The 26,259-nt window shown below is 45.5% G+C and carries 25 protein-coding genes, 1 tRNA gene and 2 pseudogenes; 15 read left to right on the top strand and 13 right to left on the bottom strand.

The window, feature by feature from the left end:
• The first annotated feature begins 47 nt into the window (after positions 1 to 47).
• The 9 genes and pseudogenes from INE92_RS22205 (at position 48) to INE92_RS22165 (ending at position 7,590) form a co-directional block, all read left to right on the top strand.
• Positions 48 to 1,109, top strand: coding sequence for a S41 family peptidase (locus tag INE92_RS22205; RefSeq protein WP_134993245.1), 1,062 nt, complete (start codon positions 48 to 50; stop codon positions 1,107 to 1,109).
• Between the two features lie 73 nt (positions 1,110 to 1,182).
• A tRNA-Leu gene (locus INE92_RS22200) sits at positions 1,183 to 1,264 on the top strand.
• A gap of 184 nt (positions 1,265 to 1,448) precedes the next feature.
• On the top strand, positions 1,449 to 2,564 hold the full coding sequence (locus INE92_RS22195) for a site-specific integrase (RefSeq protein WP_008997313.1): 1,116 nt from the start codon (positions 1,449 to 1,451) through the stop codon (positions 2,562 to 2,564).
• Between the two features lie 216 nt (positions 2,565 to 2,780).
• Positions 2,781 to 3,101: pseudogene (locus tag INE92_RS22190) on the top strand (ParB N-terminal domain-containing protein); the annotation flags it as partial.
• A gap of 45 nt (positions 3,102 to 3,146) precedes the next feature.
• A complete protein-coding gene (locus INE92_RS22185; protein ID WP_005807145.1) occupies positions 3,147 to 4,055 on the top strand; it encodes an IS1595-like element ISBbi1 family transposase in 909 nt (302 codons plus the stop codon).
• 7 nt (positions 4,056 to 4,062) lie between these two features.
• Positions 4,063 to 5,157: pseudogene (locus INE92_RS22180) on the top strand (hypothetical protein); the annotation flags it as partial.
• A gap of 4 nt (positions 5,158 to 5,161) precedes the next feature.
• Complete coding sequence (locus tag INE92_RS22175; RefSeq protein WP_004312637.1) at positions 5,162 to 6,028, top strand: DNA adenine methylase; 867 nt, start codon at positions 5,162 to 5,164, stop codon at positions 6,026 to 6,028.
• On the top strand, positions 6,025 to 6,915 hold the full coding sequence (locus INE92_RS22170) for an AAA family ATPase (protein ID WP_004312636.1): 891 nt from the start codon (positions 6,025 to 6,027) through the stop codon (positions 6,913 to 6,915). Before INE92_RS22175 ends, INE92_RS22170 begins: the two co-directional genes overlap by 4 nt.
• Positions 6,916 to 6,990: 75 nt before the next feature.
• Positions 6,991 to 7,590, top strand: coding sequence for a hypothetical protein (locus INE92_RS22165; RefSeq protein WP_008640975.1), 600 nt, complete (start codon positions 6,991 to 6,993; stop codon positions 7,588 to 7,590).
• A 166-nt stretch (positions 7,591 to 7,756) separates the two neighbouring features.
• On the opposite strand, the gene INE92_RS22160 is transcribed toward INE92_RS22165, so the two are convergent.
• Genes INE92_RS22160 through INE92_RS22135 form a run of 6 tightly spaced genes read right to left on the bottom strand, consistent with a single transcriptional unit; the run spans position 7,757 to position 17,557 of the window.
• On the bottom strand, positions 7,757 to 9,079 hold the full coding sequence (locus INE92_RS22160; protein ID WP_004312633.1) for a sigma-54-dependent transcriptional regulator: 1,323 nt from the start codon (positions 9,077 to 9,079) through the stop codon (positions 7,757 to 7,759).
• Positions 9,072 to 11,381 (bottom strand): ATP-binding protein, encoded by a 2,310-nt coding sequence (locus INE92_RS22155; RefSeq protein WP_004312632.1) that lies wholly within the window; start codon positions 11,379 to 11,381, stop codon positions 9,072 to 9,074. Before INE92_RS22155 ends, INE92_RS22160 begins: the two co-directional genes overlap by 8 nt.
• A 15-nt stretch (positions 11,382 to 11,396) precedes the next feature.
• Positions 11,397 to 12,758, bottom strand: a complete 1,362-nt coding sequence (locus INE92_RS22150; RefSeq protein WP_004312631.1) for an efflux transporter outer membrane subunit — start codon at positions 12,756 to 12,758, stop codon at positions 11,397 to 11,399.
• Positions 12,759 to 15,872, bottom strand: coding sequence for an efflux RND transporter permease subunit (locus INE92_RS22145; protein WP_005822092.1), 3,114 nt, complete (start codon positions 15,870 to 15,872; stop codon positions 12,759 to 12,761). It lies immediately after the preceding gene.
• Complete coding sequence (locus INE92_RS22140; RefSeq protein WP_004312628.1) at positions 15,869 to 16,987, bottom strand: efflux RND transporter periplasmic adaptor subunit; 1,119 nt, start codon at positions 16,985 to 16,987, stop codon at positions 15,869 to 15,871. Before INE92_RS22140 ends, INE92_RS22145 begins: the two co-directional genes overlap by 4 nt.
• A 15-nt stretch (positions 16,988 to 17,002) precedes the next feature.
• A complete protein-coding gene (locus tag INE92_RS22135) occupies positions 17,003 to 17,557 on the bottom strand; it encodes a GNAT family N-acetyltransferase (protein ID WP_004312627.1) in 555 nt (184 codons plus the stop codon).
• Between the two features lie 280 nt (positions 17,558 to 17,837).
• Between INE92_RS22135 and INE92_RS22130 the strand changes: the two genes are divergently transcribed.
• Together INE92_RS22130 and INE92_RS22125 are read left to right on the top strand one after the other, a co-directional pair.
• Positions 17,838 to 18,929: a sensor histidine kinase gene (locus INE92_RS22130; RefSeq protein WP_168044615.1), complete on the top strand. Its 1,092-nt coding sequence runs from the start codon at positions 17,838 to 17,840 to the stop codon at positions 18,927 to 18,929.
• Positions 18,910 to 19,665: a LytR/AlgR family response regulator transcription factor gene (locus tag INE92_RS22125; protein WP_004312625.1), complete on the top strand. Its 756-nt coding sequence runs from the start codon at positions 18,910 to 18,912 to the stop codon at positions 19,663 to 19,665. Before INE92_RS22130 ends, INE92_RS22125 begins: the two co-directional genes overlap by 20 nt.
• 220 nt (positions 19,666 to 19,885) lie before the next feature.
• On the opposite strand, the gene mobA is transcribed toward INE92_RS22125, so the two are convergent.
• From mobA to INE92_RS22110, 3 genes are all read right to left on the bottom strand, one after another.
• Positions 19,886 to 20,320, bottom strand: coding sequence for a conjugal transfer protein MobA (gene mobA / locus INE92_RS22120; RefSeq protein ID WP_004312624.1), 435 nt, complete (start codon positions 20,318 to 20,320; stop codon positions 19,886 to 19,888).
• A 279-nt stretch (positions 20,321 to 20,599) separates the two neighbouring features.
• Positions 20,600 to 21,067, bottom strand: a complete 468-nt coding sequence (locus INE92_RS22115; protein ID WP_004312623.1) for a DUF3408 domain-containing protein — start codon at positions 21,065 to 21,067, stop codon at positions 20,600 to 20,602.
• 260 nt (positions 21,068 to 21,327) lie between these two features.
• Positions 21,328 to 21,564, bottom strand: coding sequence for a hypothetical protein (locus tag INE92_RS22110; RefSeq protein WP_005822095.1), 237 nt, complete (start codon positions 21,562 to 21,564; stop codon positions 21,328 to 21,330).
• 65 nt (positions 21,565 to 21,629) lie between these two features.
• On the opposite strand from INE92_RS22110, the gene INE92_RS22105 reads away from it, so the two are divergent.
• Positions 21,630 to 21,941, top strand: coding sequence for a helix-turn-helix domain-containing protein (locus tag INE92_RS22105; protein WP_004312622.1), 312 nt, complete (start codon positions 21,630 to 21,632; stop codon positions 21,939 to 21,941).
• A 46-nt stretch (positions 21,942 to 21,987) separates the two neighbouring features.
• Positions 21,988 to 22,293: a helix-turn-helix domain-containing protein gene (locus INE92_RS22100; RefSeq protein ID WP_005822096.1), complete on the top strand. Its 306-nt coding sequence runs from the start codon at positions 21,988 to 21,990 to the stop codon at positions 22,291 to 22,293.
• A 140-nt stretch (positions 22,294 to 22,433) separates the two neighbouring features.
• Here the strand turns inward: INE92_RS22100 and INE92_RS22095 are convergent, their stop codons facing one another.
• Genes INE92_RS22095 through INE92_RS22080 form a run of 4 tightly spaced genes read right to left on the bottom strand, consistent with a single transcriptional unit; the run spans position 22,434 to position 25,491 of the window.
• On the bottom strand, positions 22,434 to 22,580 hold the full coding sequence (locus tag INE92_RS22095) for a hypothetical protein (RefSeq protein WP_008770397.1): 147 nt from the start codon (positions 22,578 to 22,580) through the stop codon (positions 22,434 to 22,436).
• Between the two features lie 3 nt (positions 22,581 to 22,583).
• Positions 22,584 to 23,006, bottom strand: coding sequence for a hypothetical protein (locus INE92_RS22090; RefSeq protein WP_004313907.1), 423 nt, complete (start codon positions 23,004 to 23,006; stop codon positions 22,584 to 22,586).
• A 21-nt stretch (positions 23,007 to 23,027) separates the two neighbouring features.
• Entirely contained in the window at positions 23,028 to 24,248 is a 1,221-nt protein-coding gene (locus INE92_RS22085) for a site-specific integrase (RefSeq protein ID WP_004313906.1), read from the bottom strand.
• Between the two features lie 13 nt (positions 24,249 to 24,261).
• Positions 24,262 to 25,491: a site-specific integrase gene (locus INE92_RS22080; protein ID WP_004313905.1), complete on the bottom strand. Its 1,230-nt coding sequence runs from the start codon at positions 25,489 to 25,491 to the stop codon at positions 24,262 to 24,264.
• A 150-nt stretch (positions 25,492 to 25,641) separates the two neighbouring features.
• On the opposite strand from INE92_RS22080, the gene INE92_RS22075 reads away from it, so the two are divergent.
• Both INE92_RS22075 and INE92_RS22070 read left to right on the top strand, forming a co-directional pair.
• The gene (locus INE92_RS22075) at positions 25,642 to 25,995 is read left to right on the top strand and encodes a tyrosine-type recombinase/integrase (RefSeq protein WP_211421253.1); all 354 of its coding nucleotides are present in this window, start codon (positions 25,642 to 25,644) and stop codon (positions 25,993 to 25,995) included.
• Positions 25,992 to 26,249 (top strand): hypothetical protein, encoded by a 258-nt coding sequence (locus tag INE92_RS22070; protein ID WP_195436079.1) that lies wholly within the window; start codon positions 25,992 to 25,994, stop codon positions 26,247 to 26,249. Before INE92_RS22075 ends, INE92_RS22070 begins: the two co-directional genes overlap by 4 nt.
• Positions 26,250 to 26,259: the final 10 nt, after the last annotated feature.

Here is a 26,259-nt window from a genome sequence, read left to right as displayed (position 1 = left end):
GAGAACAAAATTTAATGTTGAAACTTCAAGTGAGAGATCAATTAATGATGAGAAATAAGATTAGACAAATACTTTGGCTGCTCTGCTGCCTTCCGGTGCTGACTGGTTGCATTGGGGAAGATGACTACGCCAATGATCCCAGAGGTAATTTCGAACAACTATGGAAGATCATTGACGAACAGTATTGTTTCCTGGATACGAAAGGTATTGACTGGGATGCTGTTCATGACGAATATAGCAAACTGATTATTCCGTCGATGTCCAATGATGACCTGTTCGACATCCTAAGCCAAATGCTTTATATCTTGAAAGACGGGCATGTCAATCTATCTTCTGCCAGTCGTATTTCTTATTACGATGCATGGTATCAGGGCTACCCCTGGAATTATAGAGAAGATATTCTTTATAACTATTATCTGGGTAGTGCCAATTCAGGCTACCGCACATCCGCCGGTCTTAAATATAAAATATTCGACAATAACATAGGATACATACGTTATGAAAGTTTCAGTGCCGGAGTTGGAGATGGCAATTTGGATGAGGTCCTTTACTATTTACAAATCTGCAATGGATTAATTATCGATGTCCGTGATAACGGAGGAGGTAATCTGACCAATTCTTCACGCATAGCTGCCCGGTTCACTGATAAACTGGCACTAACAGGATATATCCAACATAAGACAGGTCCGGGACACAATGATTTCTCAGAGATGGAACCCATTTATTTAGAACCCTCCAACAGTATTCGTTGGCAAAAAAAGGTCGTGATACTAACCAATCGTCGATGTTATAGTGCCACAAATGATTTTGTTAACATAATGCGCAGCTTAAACAATGATAACGAAGATAAAAGAATCATCCAGCTGGGTGACCAGACTGGTGGTGGATCAGGACTACCATTTTCATCAGAATTACCCAATGGTTGGAGCGTCCGCTTCTCAGCCAGCCCCCACTTTGATAAGTATGGAAAGTCATTGGAGGATGGAATAAAACCTGATGTATATGTAAATATGGATAAGATTCTGGAAGAAGGGATAGAGCAGGGTGACATAGAATCACAAAAGAAAGATCCACTGATTGAAAAAGCACTCGAAATCTTAAGTGAATAACTTTATTGCCGAATTATTTGCCAAATCAGAAAATCTTCCTATCTTTGCACCGCTAAACAAAAAAGCTACGCATGCGGCTGTGGCGTAATTGGTAGCCGCGCCAGACTTAGGATCTGGTGTCGTGAGACGTGTAGGTTCGAGTCCTATCAGCCGCACAAACTACACTGTATTTACAGTTAAAAAGCCCCTAAAACGGACATTTTAGGGGCTTTTTTGTGTCCTCTTCGCTGGTCATCCGAAAAATGCTAACAACAATTCGGTGCCATTCTCGGTGACAGGATTCCTTTTTTTATCTTGATTTTTTGGATTCAAAGTAGGATTCACCAAAAAAAATCAAGTATGGAAAGAAAAAAAACTTTCAACGTTCTGTTTTGGCTACGGAAAAGTCGAACAAATGAAAGTCTGTCACCTCTGTTCTGCAGAGTTACAATCATGGGGCAAAGATACGAAATTCCGACGAATTGTCATATCTCCCCCGCTTCATGGTCGGCAGTCGCCCAAAAGTCACTCGGAAAAACAGCTGTAGACAAGGAAACAAACAGGTATATCGAAGATTTAAAACTGCAAATTGAAGAAACCTGTAACAAGCTCCGGCAAAAGAACTATCCCCTCAACATCGAGAACTTTAAACTCATGTTCCAATCAGAGGATAACGAATATTCTACCATTAAAACGCTGTTCGAATATCACATGATTATGGAAGGGAAAAAACTCTCCCAGTCAACATGCTACCAATACGGAGTTACCTTGAAATATCTACTAAGCTACGTGCGAATCAAACACAAAGTGGCCGACTACGATATAAGTATCATCGACGCAGCTTTTGTCAATGAGTTTTTCGCCTATCTGCAAGGTTATTTGCGACAGGACAACATGAAACGATGCGATATTAACGGAGCATTGAAGCACATGGAACGCTTCAAAAAAGTCATGGAAATGGCTTTCAATAACGAATGGATAAATCGAAATCCGGTAAAAGCACTCAAAGCACATAAAGAAAAAACCGACATCAACGAACTGGACGAAGAAGCCGTAAAACGACTTTCCACTGTAATACTACCTCCTAATCTGGGCATTGTCAGAGACTTGTTCATTTTTGCCGTGTATACCGGAGTCTCATACGAAGATATGACACGATTAACGCAAAAGAACATCGTTATCGGCATAGACAAAAGCCTGTGGCTGCATTACAAACGGGTCAAAACAGGTGTCCGTGTATCATTGCCATTACTAGAACCTGCATTGGAAATTATCAATAGATATGACACCTACCACAAAGGCGGCAAAAAGAACCAGCCGCTATTCCCATATGTCAGCAATCAGATCATGAACCGTTATCTCAAAAAAGTAGCCAAACTCGCCGGAGTAGAAGACAGAGTTACGTATCACGTTGCAAGCCATAGTGTATTTTCTTTTTTCTTAAAAATCAATAGCTTACAAAATATCCCAGTTTGACAGGTAACGATTTAGAAACCAGCGAAAATCTGTATTCCACTTCGTTTTGCAGTAATTCAAAAGAACGCCTTTTAGCATTACAAAGATAGGCATTATAATTGGATTATAATAGGTTTTAGCCTACAAAAAGTGAATTCCATATATTTTTATTGCTCAATTACTGCTAACTTCACTAAAAATGAGTAATTTTGTACTTTAATAAGTATGAGTGTTACCATGGTTGTAAAAACAATAAAATTGACATCACTATTTGTCAATACTGAAAATTATAGATTTGAGCCTCTGTCTTCACAAAAGGAAGCGATAGACAAGATGGTAGAGGACCAAGGGGATAAATTATATTCTCTTGTAGACGATATTGTAACTAATGGTCTTAGTCCAGTCGATTTAATCATTGTAACGCCTAACGAAGATAACAACAAATATATAGTACTCGAAGGTAATAGGAGAATAACATCATTAAAATTATTAAACAATCCAACATTAATTGATGACAAGTACATTTCTTTAAGGAAAAAATTTCTGATTCTCCGCAAACACACCTAATATTTTTAGTATATTAGCGCTCAAAAAGCAGGGATTATGAACATATTCAGTTTTACGGCTCATTTCGGTTCGGAGGAAGATTGTCGTTTGCATTTCAAGGAGCAGCGTGATAAGGAAGGGGTTGTCTGCAAGCGATGCGGGGGCACTTCCCATTATTGGTTACAGGGTAAATGGAGTTATGAATGCAAAGGTTGCCGTTTCCGCACCTCGTTGCGCAGCGGTACGATCATGGAGAGCTCCAAGCTGCCGTTTCTGGTGTGGTACAAAACGATGTTCCTGATGAGTTGCACAAAAAAGGGATTCTCCACCAACGAACTCCAGAAGCAATTAGGATTGAAGCGTTACGAACCGGTATGGGCGATGGTACACAAACTCCGCAGGGCGATGGGCAACCGGGATGCAAGGTATACACTGGAAGGGATGATAGAACTGGATGAGGGTTACTTTTCGGTGGCCAGTAAGGAAATCGAGCGAGGCAAGGGTACACGTGGCCGGGGAGCCGAGGGAAAGCAGAACGTTGCGGTGATGGCCGAAAGCACCCCGTTGGAAGATATCGAAACGGGCAAAAAGGAGAAGCATGTGCGTTATTTCAAGGCCAGGGTACTGGATAGCCATCAAAGTGAAGGAATCAACGGCGTGGTCAGGGACTGCATGGAGGATGATGCCATCGTATTTTCGGACAAAAGCACTTCTTACGTTGACATCTCCGATCTGGTGGAATTGCACGTCACCGAGAAATCAGACGCCAAAACCACCAAGGAAACACTCAAATGGGTGCATATCGCAATCAGTAATGCAAAACGGACATTGCTGGGCAACTACCATAAAATCAAAAGGAAATACTTACAGTTGTATCTCAACGAGTTTATTTACAAATTAAACAGACGGTATTTTGGAGACAAACTCTTTGACAGACTAGTAATTGCGAATATAACAGGTGCATAAACGGATAATCAGAAAAAAATTTCAGAAATTGCAAAAAGAAAATCCTAATGCTATTTCTGAATTGAAGAATATTGCTTGCGCTGTTTTTGAAAACCCAACGGAAGCTGATATTTGGATAAAACGTAAACACTCGGGAGAGCTGAATGGTATCGGTACAGTTACTTGGAATGCTCAACAAAAGCAAAGATTCGAGGAGAAGACAGAAGGAAAATCATCGATTCCATTGCAAATTATCACTTTATTGAAATCACAAGATAATGTTTCTGATACGATTAAGGATTCGTTATCCAAACTAAATATTACCAACCTGCAACGTTTGATGTCAGACCCTTATGTTAGAGAACACCTTGGTTTGGGAATTAACAATGGAACTTTAGTTTCAAAGGTTGAAGTGTCAGAAGTCGTCAAGGGGCTTATAAAAGTTGTTACGGATATTCTTAATCCAGAATTCAAAGTTTCAGAAATCTATAATAGAGAAAAAAGGAAGCAATATATTGACAATTTTGACACGAACCAAAAGCCAGACCTATCTAATGAAGCGTCTGAACAATGGAGTGTTCAAGATATTGTAGACAATAAAGGGCAGGTATTAATAAATAGTGAACGCAGAGAAATAAAAAAGGCTAATAATCAGAAAGCTAGAAACAGAGCTGGCTTAGTGCCCAAGACTTTGATTTTGCATATCAACAACCCCAAAATCAATAAAATTTTTGAGGAGTTAAAACATATCCAAGTTAAAACATGTCCTAATGCATCTTCTGTACTGCTGAGAGTGTTTTTAGAATTGTCAGTTGATGCTTATTTGGAAAGATATGATTTGGTAAAAAACAATGCTATAACTGCGTGTTCTTCCAAAGAGGATTTGAACGGGAAAGTTTGTAAAGTATTAAATCATATGACCCAATTAGGAACAATGAGTAATGATTTATCTAAAGGTATAAGGTCTGAAATAAATGATAAAAATTCAGTCCTATCCATTGAATCCTTGAATGCATATGTTCATAATGAGTTTTTCTATCCTAAAGCAGACAATTTGATTATAGGATGGGACAACATAGAAAGTTTTTTTATCCAATTATGGGAATCTATAAATAAAGAATGACATTATGGAGTTTTTATCACCTTTAAGATATCCCGGTGGAAAGGCAAAAGTCGCTGATTTCGTACAGTGTTTAATCAAAGAAAATGCATTGCTTGATGGTACTTATGTTGAGCCATATGTAGGAGGTGGTTCTGTTGCTTTATCCTTGCTCTTTAATGAATATGTTAGTGATATATATATAAACGATAAAGACATATCTATTTATGCCTTTTGGTATAGTGTTCTTAATAACACGGATGCTCTTTGCCAATTAATTAAGGATACTCCCATAAATGTCGAAACATGGTTTAAGCAAAAAGAGTTTCAGCAGAATAAAGAAAATAGAAATGTTGATTTATTAAATTTAGGGTTTTCCACTTTCTTCCTAAATAGAACAAATCGTTCAGGAATTTTAAAAGCTGGAATCATAGGTGGATACGACCAAACTGGAAATTACAAGATTGATGCGAGGTTTAACAAAGAAGATTTGATAAAAAGGATTCAACGTATAGCAGACTACGCGGAGAGAATTCATCTAACAAATGACGATGCTGTTACTTTAGTGCAACGATTAAAAGATGAATTACCTTACAATACTCTATTATATTTAGACCCGCCATACTATATAAAAGGAAAAGGGCTTTATCTGAACTACTATAATGACACAGACCATCAAAACATCGCAAATGCTATAGGTGCAATAGTAAATTGTAAGTGGATTGTCTCTTATGATAATGTGCCATTCATAACCAACCTATATTCAAAATATAGGCAACAATGTTTTGAATTGAATTATAGTGCGAGTAACTCAGGAAAAGGTGAAGAAATAATGATATTTTGTGACGATATAGTTATTCCCAAACACAAATTATTTAATCATTCAACAAAGTGAAAATAACTCACATTCATATCGAAAGGTTTCGAGGCTTCCAAAATGAAGACTTTGAAGTAGGCTCTCAATTAACAGCAATTGCAGGACAAAACGGAACTCAAAAGTCAACATTACTGGGTATTGTAACACAAACCTTCACTCTTAAGCCTGAGGATCCAATGAGAGCGGAAAAACCTTTGTGTGGTGGTAGCTATATTTCTGCATTCAAAGATAAGTTTAGATTATCGCCCATTTTTGATAGACCTAAAGGTCATGAATGGACCATTTCTTTTGATATAGGAGTAGATGACTTTACTGTCGAAAGCATCAAACGTACTGGAGACCCTAATGTGCGATTTTGGAAGAAAGGAGCAAGGCAAGAAGGGGATGGATATATCTCCTTTCCCACAATCTTTTTAAGTTTAAAGCGGTTAGTTCCTATGGCAGAGGAGGCCAAGATTATAACTGATGACACATTATTAACTCCAGAGGAACTAAGTGAGTTTAAACAATTACACAATAAAATTCTAATAGTACAAACTCCCATTTCTTCTGCAACAACAATAACCTCAAAAAATAAGCAATCTATAGGCGTATCCACTGAATTATACGATTGGAATCAAAACTCTATGGGACAAGATAATCTGGGCAAAATTATCTTGGCATTATTTTCTTTTAAAAGATTGCATGACAAATATCCCCAACAATATAAAGGTGGAATTCTTGCCATTGATGAGATGGATGCTACAATGTATCCAGCGTCTCAAGTTGAGCTATTAAAGATTTTGCGCAAATATGCGTCTAAACTTAATTTGCAAATTTTATTTACTACTCATTCAATGTCTCTTCTTAAGGTTATGGACGATTTAGTTCAAGAAGTAAGTAAACAAGAAGAAACAGCTAAGTAGGTAAAGATTCTTTATCTAAAGAAAGTCGATGACAAGATAACAATCAAACAAAATGTAGATTTTAAAGGTATTAAATTGGATTTGAATGTTGTTGCAGAAGGAAAAAAACGTAAGAAAAACAAAATTACTGTATATACAGAGGATAATGAAAATATATTATTCGTTAAAGCTATTTTAAAGACTAAAGCATCTATATTAGATTTTGTAGATGTAACTCTGCCGTGTTCAACCTTAACTGAACTTGTAAATAAAAACATACCTGCATTTAAACACCCATATTCTATCATCATATTGGATGGAGATGTTAGGATGAATAGGGCGTATCTTAAGAAAATAAAAAATGCAGATAACATTTTAATATTGCCAGGGAACAACTCTCCTGAAAGACTGCTGGCATCCTATTTGTATAATCTCTCTGATGCAGATCCATTATGGGGCAATATAGCAAATGGATATACCAAACAATTATGTTTCCGAGACTATACTATGGAACAAATAAATGCAGGAGGTGAGTTGGGGCGTCAAGATGCAAAAAAATGGTTTAATGGTCAGTTGGAATATTGGGGACGAAATGGTAATAAGGTTTTTAATCCCTTTTTACGTTCGATTCCTATCGAAGTACAAGAGTTTAAAAGAAATTTTGAAAATATGATAAAACGGTATATTTATGACTAAACTTCCGGTGACCACAATAAAGGAGCTTAAATGCCGAAAGTATTCTTTGGGTTCTTGGTCGATATATAATCAGAATCAGACTTTCTCTTTCATTAACCGAATAAGATACTGTTTCTTTTAGAGCTTTTGCTCAGGCACACTCAGTGAAACAGTGTCTGATTATCAGTTATGATTGCTTGAATTTATATTTAAGTCCATACTCTTCAAGTTTACTGTATAGTGTAGCTCTGCTTATTCCCAACAGTTCGGCGGCGGCACTCCGGTTGCCGTTTGTCTGCTTTAACGCACGCATTATCCGCTCCTTATCCTCCGCATCATTGCGCAGGGCGAAGCTGACAGGTGAGGTCGGTTTCGTCACGGCAAGTTCAAGATGCTCTTTCGTGACCACACCTTCCTGAGCCTGCAACACGGCTCCCATGATTTTCTGCCGAAGCTCCCGCACGTTGCCCGGCCATGCGTGGGTCAGCAACGCTTTACGGGCTTCGGAACTGAAACCGCTCACATTGCACTCCAGTTCCTTGTTGGCTATCTCGCGGAAGAACTCCGCCAACGGCATGATGTCCTCCTGACAGTCACGCAAGGGCGGCACGGTTATCACGAAGTCTTGCAGACGGTAGAGTAAATCCTGCCGGAAACGCTTTTCGCTCACTGCCGCCTCCAGATCCTCGTTGGTGGCGGCGATGATGCGGACGTTGAAACTCTTGTCCGATTTGTCACCGACCGGGCGATACCGCCTCTCCTGTATGGCACGGAGCAACATCTGCTGGGTCTCCAACGCAAGGTTGCCCACCTCGTCAAGAAACAGCGTGCCTCCTTCCGCCTCATGGAAATATCCTTTCTTGGTGCTGTCCGCACCCGTGAACGCGCCTTTGACGTGTCCGAAGAAAGCCGACGGCGCAAGTTCTCTGGATAGCGAACCGCAGTCCACCGCCACGAAGGGCTTGCCAGCCCGTTTGCTCTTGTCGTGCAGATGGTGGGCGATATGCTCCTTGCCTGTGCCGTTCTCTCCGAATATCATCACGCTCATGTCGGTGACGGCTACCAACTTTATCCTGTGCATGATTTTCTGAAAGGCGGAACCTTCACGGGCGAAAACGGGCATCCGGCTGTGTCTCGACTGACGCTCTTTCTGTATGGAGCGGATAAGGGGGACGAGTTTGTCCTCTATCAGTTTCTTCGGAATATAGTCTATCGAACCGAGTTTCATGCTTTCGACTGCCGTATGCACTTCGGCGTAGTCGGTCATTATGATGAACGGCTGCATCTTTCCCTCCTTGCGCATCCAGCGCAGCAGGTCTATTCCGTTGCCATCGTTTAGGCGCAGGTCAGAAACTACTATATCATCATCCGTTGCCTGTTGCAGATGTTTCTTCGCTGTTGACAGGTGGTAAGCCTTCACGGTACTGTATCCCTCCCGTGCCAGCAGATTGCAGACATATTCGCAATACACGATGTTATCCTCCACCACGATTATTCTTGTCTTATCCATTTTCGTATTTTCTCCTTTCCTCCTTTGCCAACTGTATAATCTCCGCTCCTTTATCCAACACGGTGGTCACGGAATTACTTAACGCCTCGTTATCGGACTTATCCTTTCCATGAAGCACACCATAAAGCACCTTCAGCGGCTGGTCGGCACGGAGTATCTCCCACGAACTGCGTAAGTGGTGTGTCAAGGCATCAAGTTCTTGCAGATCGTTTCGCATTGCCGCATCCCGTACCGCCTGCATTTCTTTCTCGGTTTCCGTTATCAGTTTTTCCAGCATGACAACTTCATTGCCGTAGGACAACAAGGCGGAAAAATCCGGTTTACCGTCCTGTGTCGCTTTAATGGCGCACTTGTCGGAAATTTCCAGCAGTTCCGATATGGAGAATGGTTTGAACAGGCATCCGGCAAAGCCTCGTTCCAAAAGTTCCTCCGCATCGCAACTGCCCGAAGCGGTTGCCACGACCACGGGGATTGTCTGTGAATTGCCAACATTGGACGATCGGAGCAGTTCCAGCAGCTCGAAGCCGTTTATGCCGGGCATATTCAAGTCCGTCAGCAACAAGTTGTATTCTTTTCGGCGTATCATTTCCATCAGTTCCGCCGCATCGGTGCAAGTGTCGCAATGTATTCCCTCCTGTGCATACATCTCTTTCAACATCAGGAGCAGCACCTCATCATTGTCGATGGCGACAACATTGAGGTTTCTCTCCTCCCGGTGGATATAAGTCTGTATCTCTTTTTCCGGTATTTCTTCGGCTTTCTGCATGGGTATTTCCACTGTGAAACGACTTCCTTTCCCTTTCTCGCTTTCCAAATGGATTTTGCCGTCAAGCATCGCCACTATGTTATGCACGATGGCAAGTCCAAGTCCGAAACCGTCTTTTGCGGCGGCGTTTGAGAGGCGTTCAAATGCCCCAAATACACGTTGCTGTTCATCTTCTGTCATGCCTGTGCCTGTATCCTCGAAAATCAGTGTCAGCACTCCGTTGGTATAATCGATAGTCAGCGACACACCGCCTTTCTCCGTGAACTTGATGGCATTTGACAGCAGATTGTTTCCAATTTGGATGATTCGCTCCTTGTCGGTCAGTACAACCGCATCGTTTCCGTTCTTTACGGTCAAGGAAAGCCCCTTGTTCATGGCGACGGGCATGAACTCCGTTTCAAGGGTATGCGTGATTGTGGAGATGCGGCAGGGCAACAGTTTGGGCTGCTCCTTGCCGTTGTCCAAGCGGAAGAAGTCCAGCAGGGTGTTAAGCATATCCCGCATACGGTCGGAAGATTGTTGTATGCTTTGAAGAAAATTCACATTGTTCTCCTTGCTGCACTCTTTCTGTAACAGCTCAGTATAACCTGTTATTGCCGTTAGTGGTGTGCGCAGTTCGTGGGTGATGGTATGTACCGCTTTCTTCCTTGATGCTATCAGTGCCTCGTTCCGTTGTACGGATTGTTCCAGTTGCCCTATCAAATCCGTTGTCTTGCGCTTGTATTGTTTGATACTCTTTGCATCACGGTGTATGATGATGTAGGAAATTAACAACAGCAGAAGGACGAATCCCATTAAACCGCCTACCTGCATAAATGACTTTCCACGCATGGCAACTATTTCGTCTTCCCGCCCTTGCAGGTCGGCTTGTACCTTATTTTCTATTTGACAGATTAGCCCCTTCAACTGCCTGTTAAGATCTGCATTGCGGGCGGCAAGACTGTCGGCTTGTTCCGACAATCGACGGCTTTGCTCTTTCTGTTCACTGACCATGCTTCTATTGGGTGAACGAAGCGTAGTTGTTGTTGTCGGCGGCTTCGTTTCCTCTTTTTTGCCGAATATGCCCAAGAACCCTTTTCGTTTCGGTTTCTTGGGCTGTTCCTGCATACTTGTCTGAACAATGAGAGGTACTTGACTGGCAATCTTCTTGTTGATGGATTGTTGTTCGTCTATTAACCGAACAATCTGAAACATCTGCCGTTCCTTATCTTCCAAAAGACTGCGCACACTGTCAATACGTCCAATTACATGAGTTTCATTGAACAGGCACAATGTGCTGTCCAATGCAATGCGTTGGGCATGGTAATTCTCCAAATCCGTTTCGTCCCAATCCAATGCAGTTTCTCCTAATAGCGAAAACTCTATCAGTTGGATATGAATACGGTTTACCTCCTTCCTGAATTCATCTATATGCCGGTTGCCAACCTCCAATGCTTCCACTTCCTGCCATTCATTATGACAAGTAAATGCAATGGCTACTACTATTAGAATTATGAAAGTGTGACTTAATGCTATTGCCTTACGTACAAATTCCATCTATTCTCTTACGAATTAAAATCGTCCTCCTCCCAACGCGTGATAAAGTTTGATTACACTTTGTATGCGTTCAAAACGAGTTTGCAGCTGTTGCACTTCCGCTTCAAGGAGAGATTGCTGGGCGGTCAATACTTCCAGATAGGTAATATTGGAATGACGCATCAGTGATTCTGTTTTCCGCACGGCATCGCATAATGTTTCCACCTGCCGAGCATTGATTTCAAGTTGCGATTTCGCAGTCTGCCATGCGGTCAAAGCATCGTTTACCTCTTTGCCTGCGTTCAACAAAGAGTGTTGGAACAGTAACTTCGCTTCTTCCTGGCGGATTTGGGCAGTCTTCAGGTTGGCGATGTTTGCGCCTCGATTGAACAAGGGCTGTGTCAGGGAACCGATGGCATTGAGCAACCATTGTCCGGGATTGGTGATTATACCGCCACCGTTATTGGTCCATCCAAGTGTTCCCGAAAGGGTGATATGGGGGTAGAATGCGGCACGTGCCGCATTGGTTGTGTAGAACGCCTGCGCCAGTTCCATTTCTGCCTGACGCACATCGGGACGGTTGGAAAGTAACTGCAAGGGGACTCCGATAGAGACGGTATCGGGGAAAGCTGCTTCGACCAGATTACTTCGTGCTATTGAGTGTGACGGCATGGCAAGTATTGCAAACAAGGCGTTTTCTGTTTCGGAGATGCTCTTGCGGATGGATAATAGGGACGATTCGAGCTGCATCACGTTCGCTTTTGCCTGCAATACACCGGCTTCGTTTGACTGTCCGGCTTTTTTCAATGCTTCGAGAGTGCGCACGGTAGTCTGCCAGTTTTCAAGGGTGCGGTGGCTTATTGCCATTTGCGCGTCGAGCATGGCAAGGGTATAGTAACTGTCGGCAATAGTGGCGACAAGCTGAGTCTGTACGGCTTGCCGGTAATCACGGCTTCCTTGCAAGGCGGCAGCGGCACCACGTTTTGCAGCTGTGAGGTTGCCGAAGATGTCCAGTTCCCAGCTTGCTGTCGCTCCTGCATTATATGTCTTTGCCGTTGCTCCATCGTGCTTGCCGGCATTACCTTCGGCATTCAGTCCGAGTGAGGGTAGATAGGAGAGTTTAGCTGTCAGCAAGGCGGAGGCTGCCGCTTCCACCCGTAGCCGTGCCACATTGAGGTCTGTGTTTCGGTCAAGTCCTGTTTCAATCAAGGACTGAAGTTTAGGGTCGGTAAACATTTCCCGCCACGACAGGGAGGCCAGAGTGGTGGTATCGGCGTCTGCCGGAAGGGTGCTATACAGATTCTCCATCGAGAGGTCGGGGCGATGATACCGGCTGTACGTGCCACAGCCGGTAAGCATCCATCCTGACAATATGATATATATTGCTGTCTTTTTCATTTAATTATGCTTAATACGTTCTTGGATATATTGGAAGACGATGAACAATGAAGGCACGAGGAACAACAGAGCCAATGTACCTACAATCATTCCGCCGATTACACCTGTGGCAAGCGAACGGCTACCGTTGGCACCCACTCCGTGAGCCAGCATCAGCGGGATAAGGCCGAACACCATAGACAACACGGTCATCAGGATGGGGCGCAGACGGACTTTTGCCGCACTGTATGCCGCTTGTGCCAGTGTCATGCCTTCCGACCGCCGCTTGCCTGCATATTCGGTAAGCAGGATGGCGGTCTTGGCAAGCAGGCCGATAATCATAATCAGACCGGTCTGCATGTAGATGTTGTTCTCCAGACCGAAGAGCCATGCGAACAGGAAACTGCCCATCAACCCGCAAGGCACTGCCAGCAGAACCGCAAAGGGAATAAACACGCTTTCGTACAAGGCACACAGAATCATATAGACCAGGACCATACAGAGCAGGAATATCAGCGTGGCATTGTTGGTTGTCTTGCTCTCCTCGCGCGAGATGCCGCCAAACTCGTAGGTGTAATTTGCCGGGAGAACCTTGCGTGCCGTCTCACTGATGGCTTCGAGCACCTGCCCCGAACTGTAACCCCGGGCCGGAGACCCATTGATGGAGATGGCATTGAACAGGTTGAAGCGGGTGAGGTCTGACGGACCGTTGGTCTTGGTCAGACGCACGAACCGGCTCAACGGTGCCATGCCGCCATCAGAGGTGCGTACATAGATATGATGAATGGACTCTGCATTCACACGGTATTCCGCCGGAGCCTGCATGGTGACGTGGTAGAGCTTGGAGAAGCGATTGAAGTCGGAAACATATTGTCCGGTATAATAGCCCGACAGGGTGGAAAGCACCTCTGCGGGCGACACTCCCGACTGCTCGCATTTGGCGGCGTCGATATCCACCCAGTATTGCGGATAGTCTGTGGCAAAGGAGGAATAGACTTCGCCTATTTCGGGCCGCTGCGACAAGGCCTCGACAAACTTGTCCGCCTCTTTCTTGAAAGCGGTAATGTCTCCGCCTGCCTTGTCCTGCAAGTAGAGCTCAAAGCCGTTCCCCATGCCATATCCGGCTATCATTGGGGGCGACATGGCAAACACCGTGGCATCAGGGATGTCGGAGGTGGCGGCATAGATTTTTCCGATGACGTCGTTGACCGACTGCCCCTCTCCCTCACGCTGTTCCCAGTCTTTGAGTGTCACGAAATACATGGCCTGCGACGGACCGGAACCGCTGAAAGAGAAGCCGGCAACCGCACCGTTGTATTCTATCTCGCCGATACTGTCGAGGCGGCTGTTGATGCGCTCCATCACCTTGACGGTCTGCGCCATTGACGTGCCGGGCTTCGTATTCATGCTCACCATGACCGTTCCGGTGTCTTCTTCGGGGATAAGGCCCGTCTTGGTGGCGTTGACCAGCAGCACCAGCAATACAAAGGACACTGCTATAGAGCTCCACATCAGCCACCGGCGGTGGAGGATGAACATCACTCCACGCACATAGCGTCGGCTCAGACGGTAGAAAACGGCATTGAACGCCTTTCGGAAACGGGCTGCAAAGTTGTCCTTTGTATTGCCGTGCTCGTCGATATAGGGCTTCAGCAACAGGGCGCAAAGTGCCGGTGAGAGGGTGAAGGCATTGATGGCCGAGATGCCCACGGCAACCGCCATCGTGATGCCGAACTGCGCATAGAAGGCTCCCGAAGTGCCGCCCATCATGGCAACGGGAAAGAACACTGCCATAAAGATGATGGTAGAGGTCAGAATGGCCGATGAAACGTCTTTCATGGCATCATCGGCCGCAAGCACCGCCGACTGGTAGCCCTCATCAAACTTCGCCTGCACCGCTTCCACCACCACGATGGCATCGTCGACCACGGTGCCGATGGCAAGCACAAGCGCAAACAGGGTGAGCAGGTTGATGGAAAAGCCTATCATGGACATCACGGCGAACGTGCCGATGATGGAAACGAAGATGGATATGGCAGGAATAAGCGTTGACTTGATGTCCTGCAAGAATACATATACCACTACGATAACCAGCAGTATCGCCTCCAGCAAGGTGCGGATGACCGAGCGGATGGAGGCATACAGAAACTTGTTGGTGTCGGTAAGCACTACGAATTCCGCTCCTTCGGGCAGGTCACGGTCCAGTTCGTGGAGCACTTCGTGAATCTCGTTGATGGTGCTCGACGCATTGGACCCTGCCTTCTGGTTTATCATCATCATGGCTGCCGGATGGCCGTTCACTTGGGAGGAGTAGTTGTAGTATTCATCGCCCAGCTCCACATCGGCAACCTCTTTCAGCCGAAGCACGTTGCCACCCGGCAAGGACTTGACTACCAGTTCGCCAAACTCATCGGCACCGGACAAGCGTCCGCGGTACTTCATTGTGTATTCGTTGGCCGTGGGGTGATTGGCACCGAAGGAGCCGGTGGCGGCTTCGATGTTCTGCCGCGCGAGTACGGCGGATATGTCGTCGGGTATGAGCCCGTATTGCGCCATACGGTCGGGCTTCAGCCAGAGGCGCATGCTGTAATTGGAGCCGAACAGTTGCGCCTTTCCCACGCCGCTGATGCGCTTCAGTCGCGGTTCGACATTGATTTTCATGTAGTTGTTCAGAAACGTCTGGTCGAAGCGGTCATCGGGCGAGTAGAGGGCAAAGGTCAGCAGCTCGGCATTCTGCTGCTTTTCGGTGGTGACACCGGTCTTGGTGGCTTCTGCCGGAAGCTGGCTCAATGCGGCGTTCACACGGTTCTGCACGTTCACGGCTGCCATGTCGGCATTGGCTCCTTGCTTGAAGTAGATGTTGATGGAGGCGTCTCCCGTGTTCGATGCCGTGGAGGTCATATAGGTCATGTCTTCCACGCCGTTGATGGCTTCTTCCAGCGGCACTATCACGGCTTTCTGCACGGTTTCGGCGTTGGCTCCGGGATAGGATGCCCATACATTGATGGTGGGCGGGGCGATGTCGGGATATTGCTCCACCGGCAGGGAGAACATGGCGATGACGCCCAACAGCACAATCACCACCGAGATAACGCCCGAGAACACCGGGCGGTCTATAAAAAATCGTAGCTTCATTTCGTTTCGTCTTTAGGGGTTATGCTCATGCCTTCTCTCACCAGTCCCACGCCTTCGGCGATGAGGGTGTCGCCGACCGAGAGACCTTCTTTTACGATAAACCGGTTGCCATCGTTCAGGCGGTCCACCGTGAGATAGGCAGCTTCCGCCCGTCCGTTTTTCAGTCGGTAGGCGATGATTTTGTCTTGCAGTTCCACGGTGGCGGTCATGGGAATGGTGATGGCATCCGTTTGGGGGTTCCGAAGGACGATGTTGCCGATGCTGCCGCTCAGCAGTTCGCGTTCGGGATTGGGGAACAGGGCTTTGATCTGCACCGCTCCGGTCGCAGGGTCCACCACACCGCTTACGGTCTCGATGCGTCCCTTCGCTTTGTACAGACTACCGTCGTTGAGTTGCAGGCTCACTTCCGGCATCTTGGCTATCAGGCTGTCAATCGAGCCGTAGCGAGTGGATAGGTGTCGCAGCATGTTTTCCGACACGGAGAAGTAGGCATACATCTCCGCATTGTCGGACACGACCGTGAAAGGCTGCTCCATGTTGGGACTGACAAGCGCACCGATGCGGTAGGGCAATGTGCCTACCACGCCGTTACTCGGACTTTTGATTTCAGTATAAGAGAGGTTGTTTCGTGCATCCGCTTCCTGCGCCTCGGCCTGTTGGAGTTCGGCAAGTGCCACAGCTAGTTGGTTTCGGGCAAGAGAAAGGTCGTATTCGGATATTACCTTCTCATCAAACAAGGCTTGCTTACCTTGCAGTTCGATTCGTGCCGTTTCCGCTTTTGCCCGTGCTGCGCTGACATTAGCCAAAGCTGTGCGTAAGGCTGCCAGATAGGGTGTTTGGTCTATCACTGCCAGTACTTGCCCTGTCGTCACCCGTGTGCCCTCCTTCACGCATAGACGCGTGATGCGGCCGGATATTTGCGGCATGATATCCACATCTTGTCGCCCGCGGATAGTGGCGGAATAAGATTCGGATATTTCCACCGGCATGGACGATACTGTTATGACCCGATAACTCGGTACCGCATCCTGCTTACCGTCCTGCTTGCATCCAGTCGACAGAAACAGCATGACGGCAAATGCGGCGAAATTAATGATAATGAATCGCTTGTTCATATTCTTTTCTTGTTCTTAATTATTCGTAATTGATTTAGCACTGATTGAATTCCATTCTTTTTTTAGAATGGAATAAACACGGGTATCTTCATATTTCGGGGTGCCGTTAGGATTGTTTATAAATGTCACAAATTCCTTGAAGCATCCTTCGCGGCGCATACCAAGGCGTTCGCATAAGCGTTTGGAGCGAATATTGTCATCTTCCACAAATCCATAGATACGCCGTGCACCCGCCTCCCGAAAAAGATAATCCAACAATCCGATAACCGCTTCACGAGCTAATCCTTTGCCCTCAAAACGTTTGTTGAAATGCCAGCCCACATTGTAAGTATCTTCATTTTCACGCAAAACGAAAACATCACCGATTATAAAGTCCTCCTTTTTCAAACTCACTGCATAGCGTTGCATATCTTTTTGGGAATACTGCATATATACGAATGCCGCCTCTTCAGAACAAAGGCGGTCGGCGGCAAAGCAATTCACACGAGGATTTGAAAGATATTCCAAAAGTCCAACAACGTCTCTCTTTTGAAAGTCTCTGATTACAAGACGTTCTGTTTCAATTTTCATACACTTTTTTTTGAGATGCAAATTATACCCCTATAAAAGTTCTTGCAATTCAAAGAGTATCGAAGCGGATAAATTAAAGTCCGAACTATCCAAACTGACAGTTAAGACCGAAAAAAGGATAATCTTTCAAGTGCAGATCGGTTTTAACAAATACAATGTGTATTTCACCAATAGTTATTATCGTTTCGATAGTAATTTTATCCGTTTCAGCCTGTTTATCCTATCAACCAAAGGAGTAAAGCCTTATCTTTGCCGAATCAAGAGTAACTTTGCACCCGATATGACCCAAGTGAAAATGAAAATAATGAGTTGGAAGAACGGCCTGTTGCTATCTGCCGTCTCCTATGTATTCTACCTTGTCATGTGGTTTATACTCGATGACAAGACCATCGACCAATTGCCGGGAATGACAATCGCTGATTACATGGTCGATTTTCTGCTGTGTATGCTTTTTACCTACATATCCTTAGGATTCTGTTTTCTGGTCTTCAGGGTATTGCCGTTCAGGACATCCTACGTGTGGGGAATGGTCTATGCATCCTGCCTAATGGCACTGAACAATATCGTTGCGTTCGGTATGATAACCTTGTTCAATTTCCTATGGGACGAAACCGACAACGGGCTTCTCGACGAACTCCTCAACATGAAAGGCGCATACACCTTTGCCATGATATCTACCTTCCTGTCAAGCGTCTATGCCAACTCCTTCTACCTTCAGTCTTACATCAAGGTGCGCGACGAGAAACAAGCACTCGAAATGGCGCTGATGAAGGAAAAAGAGATCGCCTTGCAGTCGCAACTCAACTCGCTGAAACTGCAAATCAACCCGCACTTCATGTTCAACAACTTCAACAACCTGCTGGAACTGATTGAGGAAGATACCGAGCTTGCCGGAAAATTCCTGAGTAACCTATCGAAAGTGTACCGATACATCATCACCAATCTGGACCGCAATCTGATACCCGTTGCCGACGAAATCAAGTTTCTTGATTCATACTTGTATTTGATGAAAGTACGCCACAACGAAGGGGTCATTGCAAAAGTAAGTCCGGGCGTCAGACAATGCAAAGGTTTTCTTCCTCCGGCTGTATTGCAGCTTCTTGTAGAAAACGCAATAAAACACAACAGCTTTTCATCTGAACATCCGTTGGTTATCAACATAAAGTTGTCCGATGATTACATAACCGTCTGCAACCTGAAACGACCTTTGATGTCCCCAATCGAATCAACCGGTTTAGGACTTAAAAATATCATAGAACGATATGCTTTACTTTGTGATAAAAAGGTCAAGATAGAGAATGCCGAAAACTTCTATTCGGTAAGTCTGCCCATCATAAAAAACATCAACCCTTATGAAAATACTGATTCTTGAAGACGAACAGCGCAATGCCAAACGCCTCATAAGGCTGCTGAACGATATTGACAGAACATTTATTGTTGAAGGTCCGCTTGCCAGCATCAAAGAAACAGTCGAATTCTTTCAATCTGGCAAAACCACAGACCTCATCCTTGCTGATATCCGGCTAACTGACGGTTTGAGTTTCGAGGCTCTTAAACATGCCCAGGCAACCGTTCCCATCATATTTACCACCGCATACGATGAATATGCAGTACAGGCATTCAAGTTCAACAGTTTTGACTATCTTCTGAAACCGCTGGATCCGGATGAACTTGAAGCGGCCATTGACAAGGCAGTCAAAGCCGGAAAGAATTATACCGACGAAAACTTGCAACAGCTTTTTGACGCCTTACAGAAGAGCAAGTTCCGTTATAGGGAGCGTTTCCTGCTTCCTTATCGTGACGGATATAAGACCGTGCGAGTTTCGGACATCAACCATATCGAAACAGAAAACAAGATTGTACATCTTCGTCTCAACAATGGCACTTCCGAAGTGGTCAATGTGTCAATGGATGAACTTGAACACCAACTGAACCCGGACTATTTCTTCCGGGCAAACCGCCAATATATCATCAATGTAGAGCACGTTTTGTTCCTCGGTAATTATTTTGGAGGAAAGTTGATTGTCCGTTTGAAAGGTTATCCGAAGACGGAAATACAAGTGAGCAAGGAAAAGGCGCAGAGGCTTAAAGAATGGATTGACAGGTAGACTATTCTTGCAAAAAGAGTATCAAATATATTTAGTTTGTAAATCAAGTATCTAGATTTCTATTTATCAGTTAGAAAGCCAGATACTTGATTCTACTATATTTTCATCCCTTTCAGTTAGTTCTTATTCTTAACAGATGTCCGACAATGACATGGTCGGCAATGAAGTTACCCGTCGGACTTCGTTCACTTGCCGAACTGCGAACCAAAGGGACATCCAGCTATACCATAGAATCATCCCGTCTTTGTTGCCACTTAGCCTCCATTTCTCTTGAAAGCTCCATTATCTCCCGGCTCAGCTTCACAAGGTCGATGGTGCACTCCTCCAGCTTGTAGAGCAACGCCATCGCCTTCTTCTCCGAGAAGTGGATGCGCAGCTCCTTGACGACCTGATTGTAGTTCGTGCCTATGCCACGGAACTGGGCATGGAAATCCGACAGCTTGGTGTAGTAGTCCACCAGCGTCTTGTCCACTTTCAGCACCTTGAACTTCTGTCCGAAGAAGTGCGCCTTGAGAAAGACGGCTTTCGCGTACACGTTAGATTCCTCGTACATCGTCAGGAATCTGTTCCATTCCACATCATCGAAGCGCACCATCACGCAGTGCGTCTTCGGGTTCAACTTGGGATTTCTCCCGTACTTGCTCTTCTTTTTCATACTTCTTATTTTTTCAATTTTATGGCTTGTCCATTGTTTAATCTTTGATTAATGAACCCCGAAATTATCCGACTGCGGAGGATAATTCTGCCCACGGCGGTGAAGGTGTTTTCAGTTACTTAGAATTATTCGGGTAACTGAAAATATATCTTGCTATGTCTTTGAAGACATAACAATCCTCCGCTTGTCGGATTGTTTTCCGAGTGTAATCACTCATCTTGGGTATCGGTTAAGCCGATGAAGTGTATTCACCAGCCTAACCGACTTTCTGTAATCCCGTCAGAGCTTGCGCCACTGCTCGATGTCGTTCCGATAGGTGTCGAGGTGCAGGCGGACGAGGTTTTCAATCAGCCCCGATGCGCTCATACCCTTTCCTCCGAGGAAGCGGACAACCCTGTCCAGTTCGTCACGCACCGTCTCGCTGACAAACACGGGCTTGCGGTTGATAATCTTGGGGACTTGGAGATAGGTGGCGCGGTACTCCTCCAGCGACAGCCTGCGCTGCTTGCTGCTGACACGCTTCTGCGGCATTGCTGTTTCCCCGACCGCCTCACTTGACGGTTCATCCGCCATAGCGGTCTCCGTTTCTTCCGTGACGGTCTTGCCGGGCTGTTCCGGCTCATCCGGCTCCAGGCCGATACGCCTGTAGATGTCATTCATCGACTTGGGAGTGTAGGATTCCCTGCGTCCCATCTTTTCCACGATTTCACGAGCCTGCTGCTCTGTAATGCTTGGTTCTCTCTTCATTGTAAAAAACAAATTGATTAAGTTATTAACTGTGGTCTTGGTAAGCACCTCGACCGATTATCGGGAGCAAAGTAAGATGCTTCAGTGCAGTCTGTCAAGCACTTGGGTTCTCTTAGGCAATTTTGTATGGTTTTGCTTTATGGTGATAGAAATAACGGTGCAGACTTCACCGTTTTGCCGGATGTATATAACCGAAAGGGAAAAAGGTTTAGTTACGGGTGATTTTGAATTAAGCTCTTATTTGGGCTGTGGTGTCCTTATTAAATATAGGAATTAAGGGCTAAGGACTGGGCGGATTGGGCAATCGGTGAACCATGCCTGTGCCAACCTCTACCACCCTGTGCCACTTGCTGCCAGACCAAATTGAATCCATTGCCGGATGCCGGATTATGTATTTCTTTGCGGGAGAAGGAATGATAGCCGCCAAAGGAAAAGTCGGTATCACGGACAATGACTACCGTATCAGCGCAACATGCTACCACTTCCGGGAAACCCATTGTCAAGTAACGGATTATACATTCCTTTGCGGCATAAGAAACAGTAACAACTAAAAAAAGACAATATGGAAATCGTATCAATCGAAAGAAAGACCTTTGAGGAGCTGGTCGCCAAGTTCGACCGCTTCGTCTGCCGTATGGATGCCATCTGCCATCGGCACGGCGAAAAGAAAATGAGCGAGTGGATGGATAATCAGGACGTATGCCGGATGCTCAATATCAGCCCACGAACCTTGCAGACGCTTCGGGACAATGGGACTTTGGCATACAGCCAAATCAACCACAAGACCTATTACCGTCCCGAAGATGTGCAACGTATCGTCTCCATCGTGGAGGACAGACGGAAGGAAGCAAAGTTCAAAGGCAGGACAATCTGATAACCGAATAGAGTAATGACAATAATTCCACTAAATCCAGAGTAATATGAACGAACTGATTAACAAAGACAACGAGTGGATAATCCACTTCATGGGCAGTCTTGACCGTCTGCTGGACAACGTAGAGCATCTGACTGCCAGCTACCGCCCGACACTGAACGGGGAGCGTTTCTTCACGGACAAGGAGGTGTCGGCACGGTTGAAAGTGAGCCGCCGAACACTTCAGGATTACCGCAACGAAGGGCGGATAGCCTACATTCAGTTGGGCGGCAAAATCCTCTACCGAGAGTCCGACATCGAAAGGATGCTGACTGACAGCTACCGTACCGCCTACCGACAGACGGCTATCTGATTTTCTTGAAAGAGCGCAGTTTGCCGTCTGCCCTATGTTTGCGACAGCAATGGTACAATAAAAAAGGAACGGCTTACGGATGAAGCATCAATGTTTAGCTTCGTCTGTAAGCCGTTCCTTCTCTTTCTTCTGATTTCCCGTCAGTCGCTTGTTTCCGTTGCCGGATGCCCAAAATGCGTGTGGTTGGCAGGGGCAAGGTTTTCGGGCTGAATACGCTCAACCCCGTTGAGGAAGATTCTGCCCGAAACGGCTATGCCGCCCGACCTTGCCAATGCTGTCAGAGCCACACGCTACCTTTGCATCCGTGCATCGGGAACAGGTGGCTGACGGGAAGAACCTCGACTATACCATAGGTTGCCATTCTTACCATAGGAAACAAACAATGTAACCGGGATTCCTTTCTTGGTGGTGCAGATTTCATTTATTACGAACCGCCTGAACAAAAGGGTCTCTTTGCTACATATTCTGAAAGCGATGGCTATAATCATTTCAAAATTATACACATCATAACTGATGCCGTCAGTTTGCTTGATATACTTCATCGTATCAGTTTCGTTCAACTCTTTGTTCTTGTAAATTGCCTGTATCATCTTGCGGATATTGCAAGAGAACACCCCGAACAGGTCGGCTATCTCGAACTGGGTCATCCACACTGGGGCTGTCGGTACGGTGACCGCTCCCATTTTACTGATTGTTATTATTTCTCTGCTCATAATCCCTTTATTTTATGATGATTATATACTGTTTTCTTTCTTTTCGCCAGCCGATATTTTCTTTCTTCGCTCCATCAGTTTGTCCATGTCTTTGGAGATTTTATCATCGGTTATCCGTGCATACCCCTGAGTAGTTCTGATGTTGGAATGTCCCATCATCTTGGCGATGCTCTCAATCGGTATATCCGCTGAAATCAGGAAAGTTCCGAAGCTGTGCCGACTTTGGTGATAGCTCAGATTTTCCTCCTTGCCTATGGCAACACCCATCTCGTGGATGTCAAACCAAAGTGAATCACGGCTTGGGAGAGGAAACACGGGCTTCTCATCATCGGTTGTGTTGTACAACGACAATATCTGTTCCGCTATGGGATGTAAGGGTATGAAAGCCTCCACCTTTGTCTTCTTGCGGTTGATGCGGATATACCGTCTGCCCTCCGCATTCGTCCCGATATGATGGGGATGAAGAAGTTTGATGTCCACATACGCCAGTCCCGTCAGGGTCGAGAAGATGAAAGCCCGTCTTGCCAGTTCCATACGCTTGTCATACATCGGGGTGGAAAGTATCTTTTTGAACTCATCGCGGCTGATGTACCTGTGCCTTGCCTCCGGCTTCGGTTCATACTCCAAGTCCTCGCAGGGGTTCACACGGATAATCTCCTTATCGACTGCCAAATACAATAAACGATTAAGCCAGCACATACATTTGTTGGTTTGGGAAGAGCTGAAATTCTTGCACTTCTTCAGGAAAGCTTTATAGGACTTGCCAAAATCCTCCGTCACTTCTTCAAGAGGAATTTCCTTTTTCCCGATTGACGCTATAAAGTCCGTCAGGTATTTCTGATAATACATGGAGTGACGGTAGGAAGAAGTGGAATCTATTTCCTCGGAATGTTTCTTCAACCGCTCCCGTTCCCATTCACCCATTTGCAATAAGGTAGTCGGATGGATATTATTCAGGGAAATATGGTTCTTCAACATTTCCGCACTGACCACTCCTTGCGATTTAAGTATCTCGGTATAGGCTTCCTCAGTCAGACGCAGGTATTCCCGTAAGCGGTTGTTCTCCCTGACGGTCTTTATCTCATTCTTCCTGCCGTTCCAGTCTTCGGGGCGGCAATAGATACCTGTGCTTATGGCGGTCTGCTTGCCGTCAATGGTTATACGGCAGAGTACGGCGGTCGTACCGTCAGCCCTCACCTTGCTGCGGTTAATATATGGCAATAATGAAAATGTGCTTCGCATATTGTTGTTGGATTTATAGGGTTAGTTTGAAATCTTGTGTCGCCTCTATGAACTTGTCCATATCCTCGAAGAGTTTTTTCGGACTGACACGGGCATATACTTGAGTGGTGGAAATGTCGGAATGTCCCAGCATCCGGCTGATGGTCTCAATCGGCACACCCGCTTCGAGCGTTATCAGCGAGGCGAAACTATGCCTCGCCTGATGATAGCACAAATCATCCTTGATGCCAGCCAATGCCGCCAACGCCTTCATGTGTCTTCTAAGATTAGGCCAGCGTAGTAAAGGGAACAATGTGTCCCTGTCCTCACTGTGATACTTTTCAATCAGTGCAATCGCTTCGGGAAGCAACTTCACGCTTGCCCGATGTTCGTTCTTCTTCCTGCGGTATTTCAGCCACAACGCTCCGTTATCGTCCGTGTACAAGTTCTCATCGGTAATGGATATCACATCCGCATACGAGACCCCGGTATAACACCCGAAGAGAAACATATCCCTTGCCAGTATGTGAGATTTACGATGCGGTTCAATTTCCACATCACGGATTTTCTCGAACGATTCACGGCTCAATGCCCGTGGGGTTTTATCCGACTGCTTGGGCAGGGTGAAATGCTGGAAATGGATTTTGTCTGCATAGCCTTCCTTATAAGCCAGACGGCATATTTTTTTCAGTATGGCAAGGTGATGTCGGACAGTATCTATTGCATAACCCTTATTCTCCATAGCGAAAACCTGATAGTCATGGATGAACTGTTCCGTAAGCTGCCCAAATGCTAAATCCTTGACCTTGTACTGATGCCCAATGAACTCACCAAGTGTCAGACGCATATAATGATAAGTCGAGTAAGAAGTTTTCGCACGGTCAATACCAATACGGGCTTTGAGGTCGTCACAGACAACATCAGTCATTCGCATGAGTGTCATCTGCGTTTCCATACTTCCTTGAAAATGATTCTTCACATCGGTGGCATCGAAATCCATTTTACGGCTCACAAGGTTGTCAAAGGCGTTGTTTACCGCCAACAACAGTTTCTCAATCTTGGTGTTGGTTTCCACCGCCTCCTTGCTCTTGCCATTCAGACGGCTTTCACAGGGATTCCACAGTTCGGGAGGGCATGACAGCTTGCATCCGAACTGCGCCATCGTGCGGTTGACGGTAATGCGTCCCATGATGGGAGCCTTGCCCGACTTGTCCAGTCCGCTCTTTTTGAGGTAGAGCAGCACCTTGAATTTTTCTACTTTCATACGCTTATATTTTTAAGTGCAAATTTACTTGCCATATAAGCGTCCCTTGATGCGCAAAACACTGTGTATTAACGCAAACAAAACGGTGGGGATTTCTTTTCATCGCTTTCCGTTACCTGTTCCCGTTTCGGTAACTGCCCGGCTAACGGTTTGGTAACTGAACAACCTCAATATTCCGTTGTCGTTTGCATTTTTTCAACTTCGCAAAATACCGAAATATCGCTTATTCCTAACGGTTTACGTTTAATCTATACCTGTTCGCTGTTGCTTGCTTTGCCGTGTATATTCCATACAGCCCGCCACACGTTCGCAACGACAATCACCCTGCAACATGAAATCCCACTCGAAACCGTATCAAAAATGCTGGGACATACCAAAATCACAACGACACAGGTATATGCACGAGTAGTCGATACGAAGGTAATGCGCGATATGGCAACACTCAAAGATATGTATTCACATAAAGAAGATAAATCACCCAATAATAAAGCCGCAAACGAATGAAAGCAACCGTAATTATCAATCAGGAAGAACTGGAACTGAAAGCTATCGACAGCATGATAGCGTATGAGAAAAGCTTCATCACCTATTCAGAAATGAAGAAGGCGGTTAGTGATGCGTTGCGGTATTATGGCAGCAGGGAAGGACACCGGAAAATTGTCCTGAAAGGGTGGATTATAAAGACGATCTACGCTCTCGACAGTAACCAACTGAAGGACCTCGACCGGATTACTTTTGAATACCTGAATGAACATTAATCACTTGAAT

This window comes from Bacteroides xylanisolvens, assembly GCF_018289135.1.
GTDB lineage: Bacteria > Bacteroidota > Bacteroidia > Bacteroidales > Bacteroidaceae > Bacteroides > Bacteroides xylanisolvens.
Note: the sequence above shows the minus strand (reverse complement) of the source record. Positions and strands in the feature narration are given on the sequence as shown.

What these genes read in the sequence shown, in the direction of transcription:
- INE92_RS22205 (WP_134993245.1), top strand. Translation starts at nt 48, where the DNA reads ATGAGAAATAAGATTAGACAAATACTTTGGCTGCTCTGCTGCCTTCCG.
- INE92_RS22195 (WP_008997313.1), top strand. Translation starts at nt 1,449, where the DNA reads ATGGAAAGAAAAAAAACTTTCAACGTTCTGTTTTGGCTACGGAAAAGT.
- INE92_RS22185 (WP_005807145.1), top strand. Translation starts at nt 3,147, where the DNA reads ATGAACATATTCAGTTTTACGGCTCATTTCGGTTCGGAGGAAGATTGT.
- INE92_RS22175 (WP_004312637.1), top strand. Translation starts at nt 5,162, where the DNA reads ATGGAGTTTTTATCACCTTTAAGATATCCCGGTGGAAAGGCAAAAGTC.
- INE92_RS22160 (WP_004312633.1), bottom strand. Translation starts at nt 9,079, where the DNA reads ATGGATAAGACAAGAATAATCGTGGTGGAGGATAACATCGTGTATTGC.
- INE92_RS22155 (WP_004312632.1), bottom strand. Translation starts at nt 11,381, where the DNA reads ATGGAATTTGTACGTAAGGCAATAGCATTAAGTCACACTTTCATAATT.
- INE92_RS22150 (WP_004312631.1), bottom strand. Translation starts at nt 12,758, where the DNA reads ATGAAAAAGACAGCAATATATATCATATTGTCAGGATGGATGCTTACC.
- INE92_RS22145 (WP_005822092.1), bottom strand. Translation starts at nt 15,872, where the DNA reads ATGAAGCTACGATTTTTTATAGACCGCCCGGTGTTCTCGGGCGTTATC.
- INE92_RS22140 (WP_004312628.1), bottom strand. Translation starts at nt 16,987, where the DNA reads ATGAACAAGCGATTCATTATCATTAATTTCGCCGCATTTGCCGTCATG.
- INE92_RS22135 (WP_004312627.1), bottom strand. Translation starts at nt 17,557, where the DNA reads ATGAAAATTGAAACAGAACGTCTTGTAATCAGAGACTTTCAAAAGAGA.
- INE92_RS22130 (WP_168044615.1), top strand. Translation starts at nt 17,838, where the DNA reads ATGACCCAAGTGAAAATGAAAATAATGAGTTGGAAGAACGGCCTGTTG.
- INE92_RS22125 (WP_004312625.1), top strand. Translation starts at nt 18,910, where the DNA reads ATGAAAATACTGATTCTTGAAGACGAACAGCGCAATGCCAAACGCCTC.
- mobA (WP_004312624.1), bottom strand. Translation starts at nt 20,320, where the DNA reads ATGAAAAAGAAGAGCAAGTACGGGAGAAATCCCAAGTTGAACCCGAAG.
- INE92_RS22115 (WP_004312623.1), bottom strand. Translation starts at nt 21,067, where the DNA reads ATGAAGAGAGAACCAAGCATTACAGAGCAGCAGGCTCGTGAAATCGTG.
- INE92_RS22110 (WP_005822095.1), bottom strand. Translation starts at nt 21,564, where the DNA reads ATGGGTTTCCCGGAAGTGGTAGCATGTTGCGCTGATACGGTAGTCATT.
- INE92_RS22105 (WP_004312622.1), top strand. Translation starts at nt 21,630, where the DNA reads ATGGAAATCGTATCAATCGAAAGAAAGACCTTTGAGGAGCTGGTCGCC.
- INE92_RS22100 (WP_005822096.1), top strand. Translation starts at nt 21,988, where the DNA reads ATGAACGAACTGATTAACAAAGACAACGAGTGGATAATCCACTTCATG.
- INE92_RS22090 (WP_004313907.1), bottom strand. Translation starts at nt 23,006, where the DNA reads ATGAGCAGAGAAATAATAACAATCAGTAAAATGGGAGCGGTCACCGTA.
- INE92_RS22085 (WP_004313906.1), bottom strand. Translation starts at nt 24,248, where the DNA reads ATGCGAAGCACATTTTCATTATTGCCATATATTAACCGCAGCAAGGTG.
- INE92_RS22080 (WP_004313905.1), bottom strand. Translation starts at nt 25,491, where the DNA reads ATGAAAGTAGAAAAATTCAAGGTGCTGCTCTACCTCAAAAAGAGCGGA.
- INE92_RS22070 (WP_195436079.1), top strand. Translation starts at nt 25,992, where the DNA reads ATGAAAGCAACCGTAATTATCAATCAGGAAGAACTGGAACTGAAAGCT.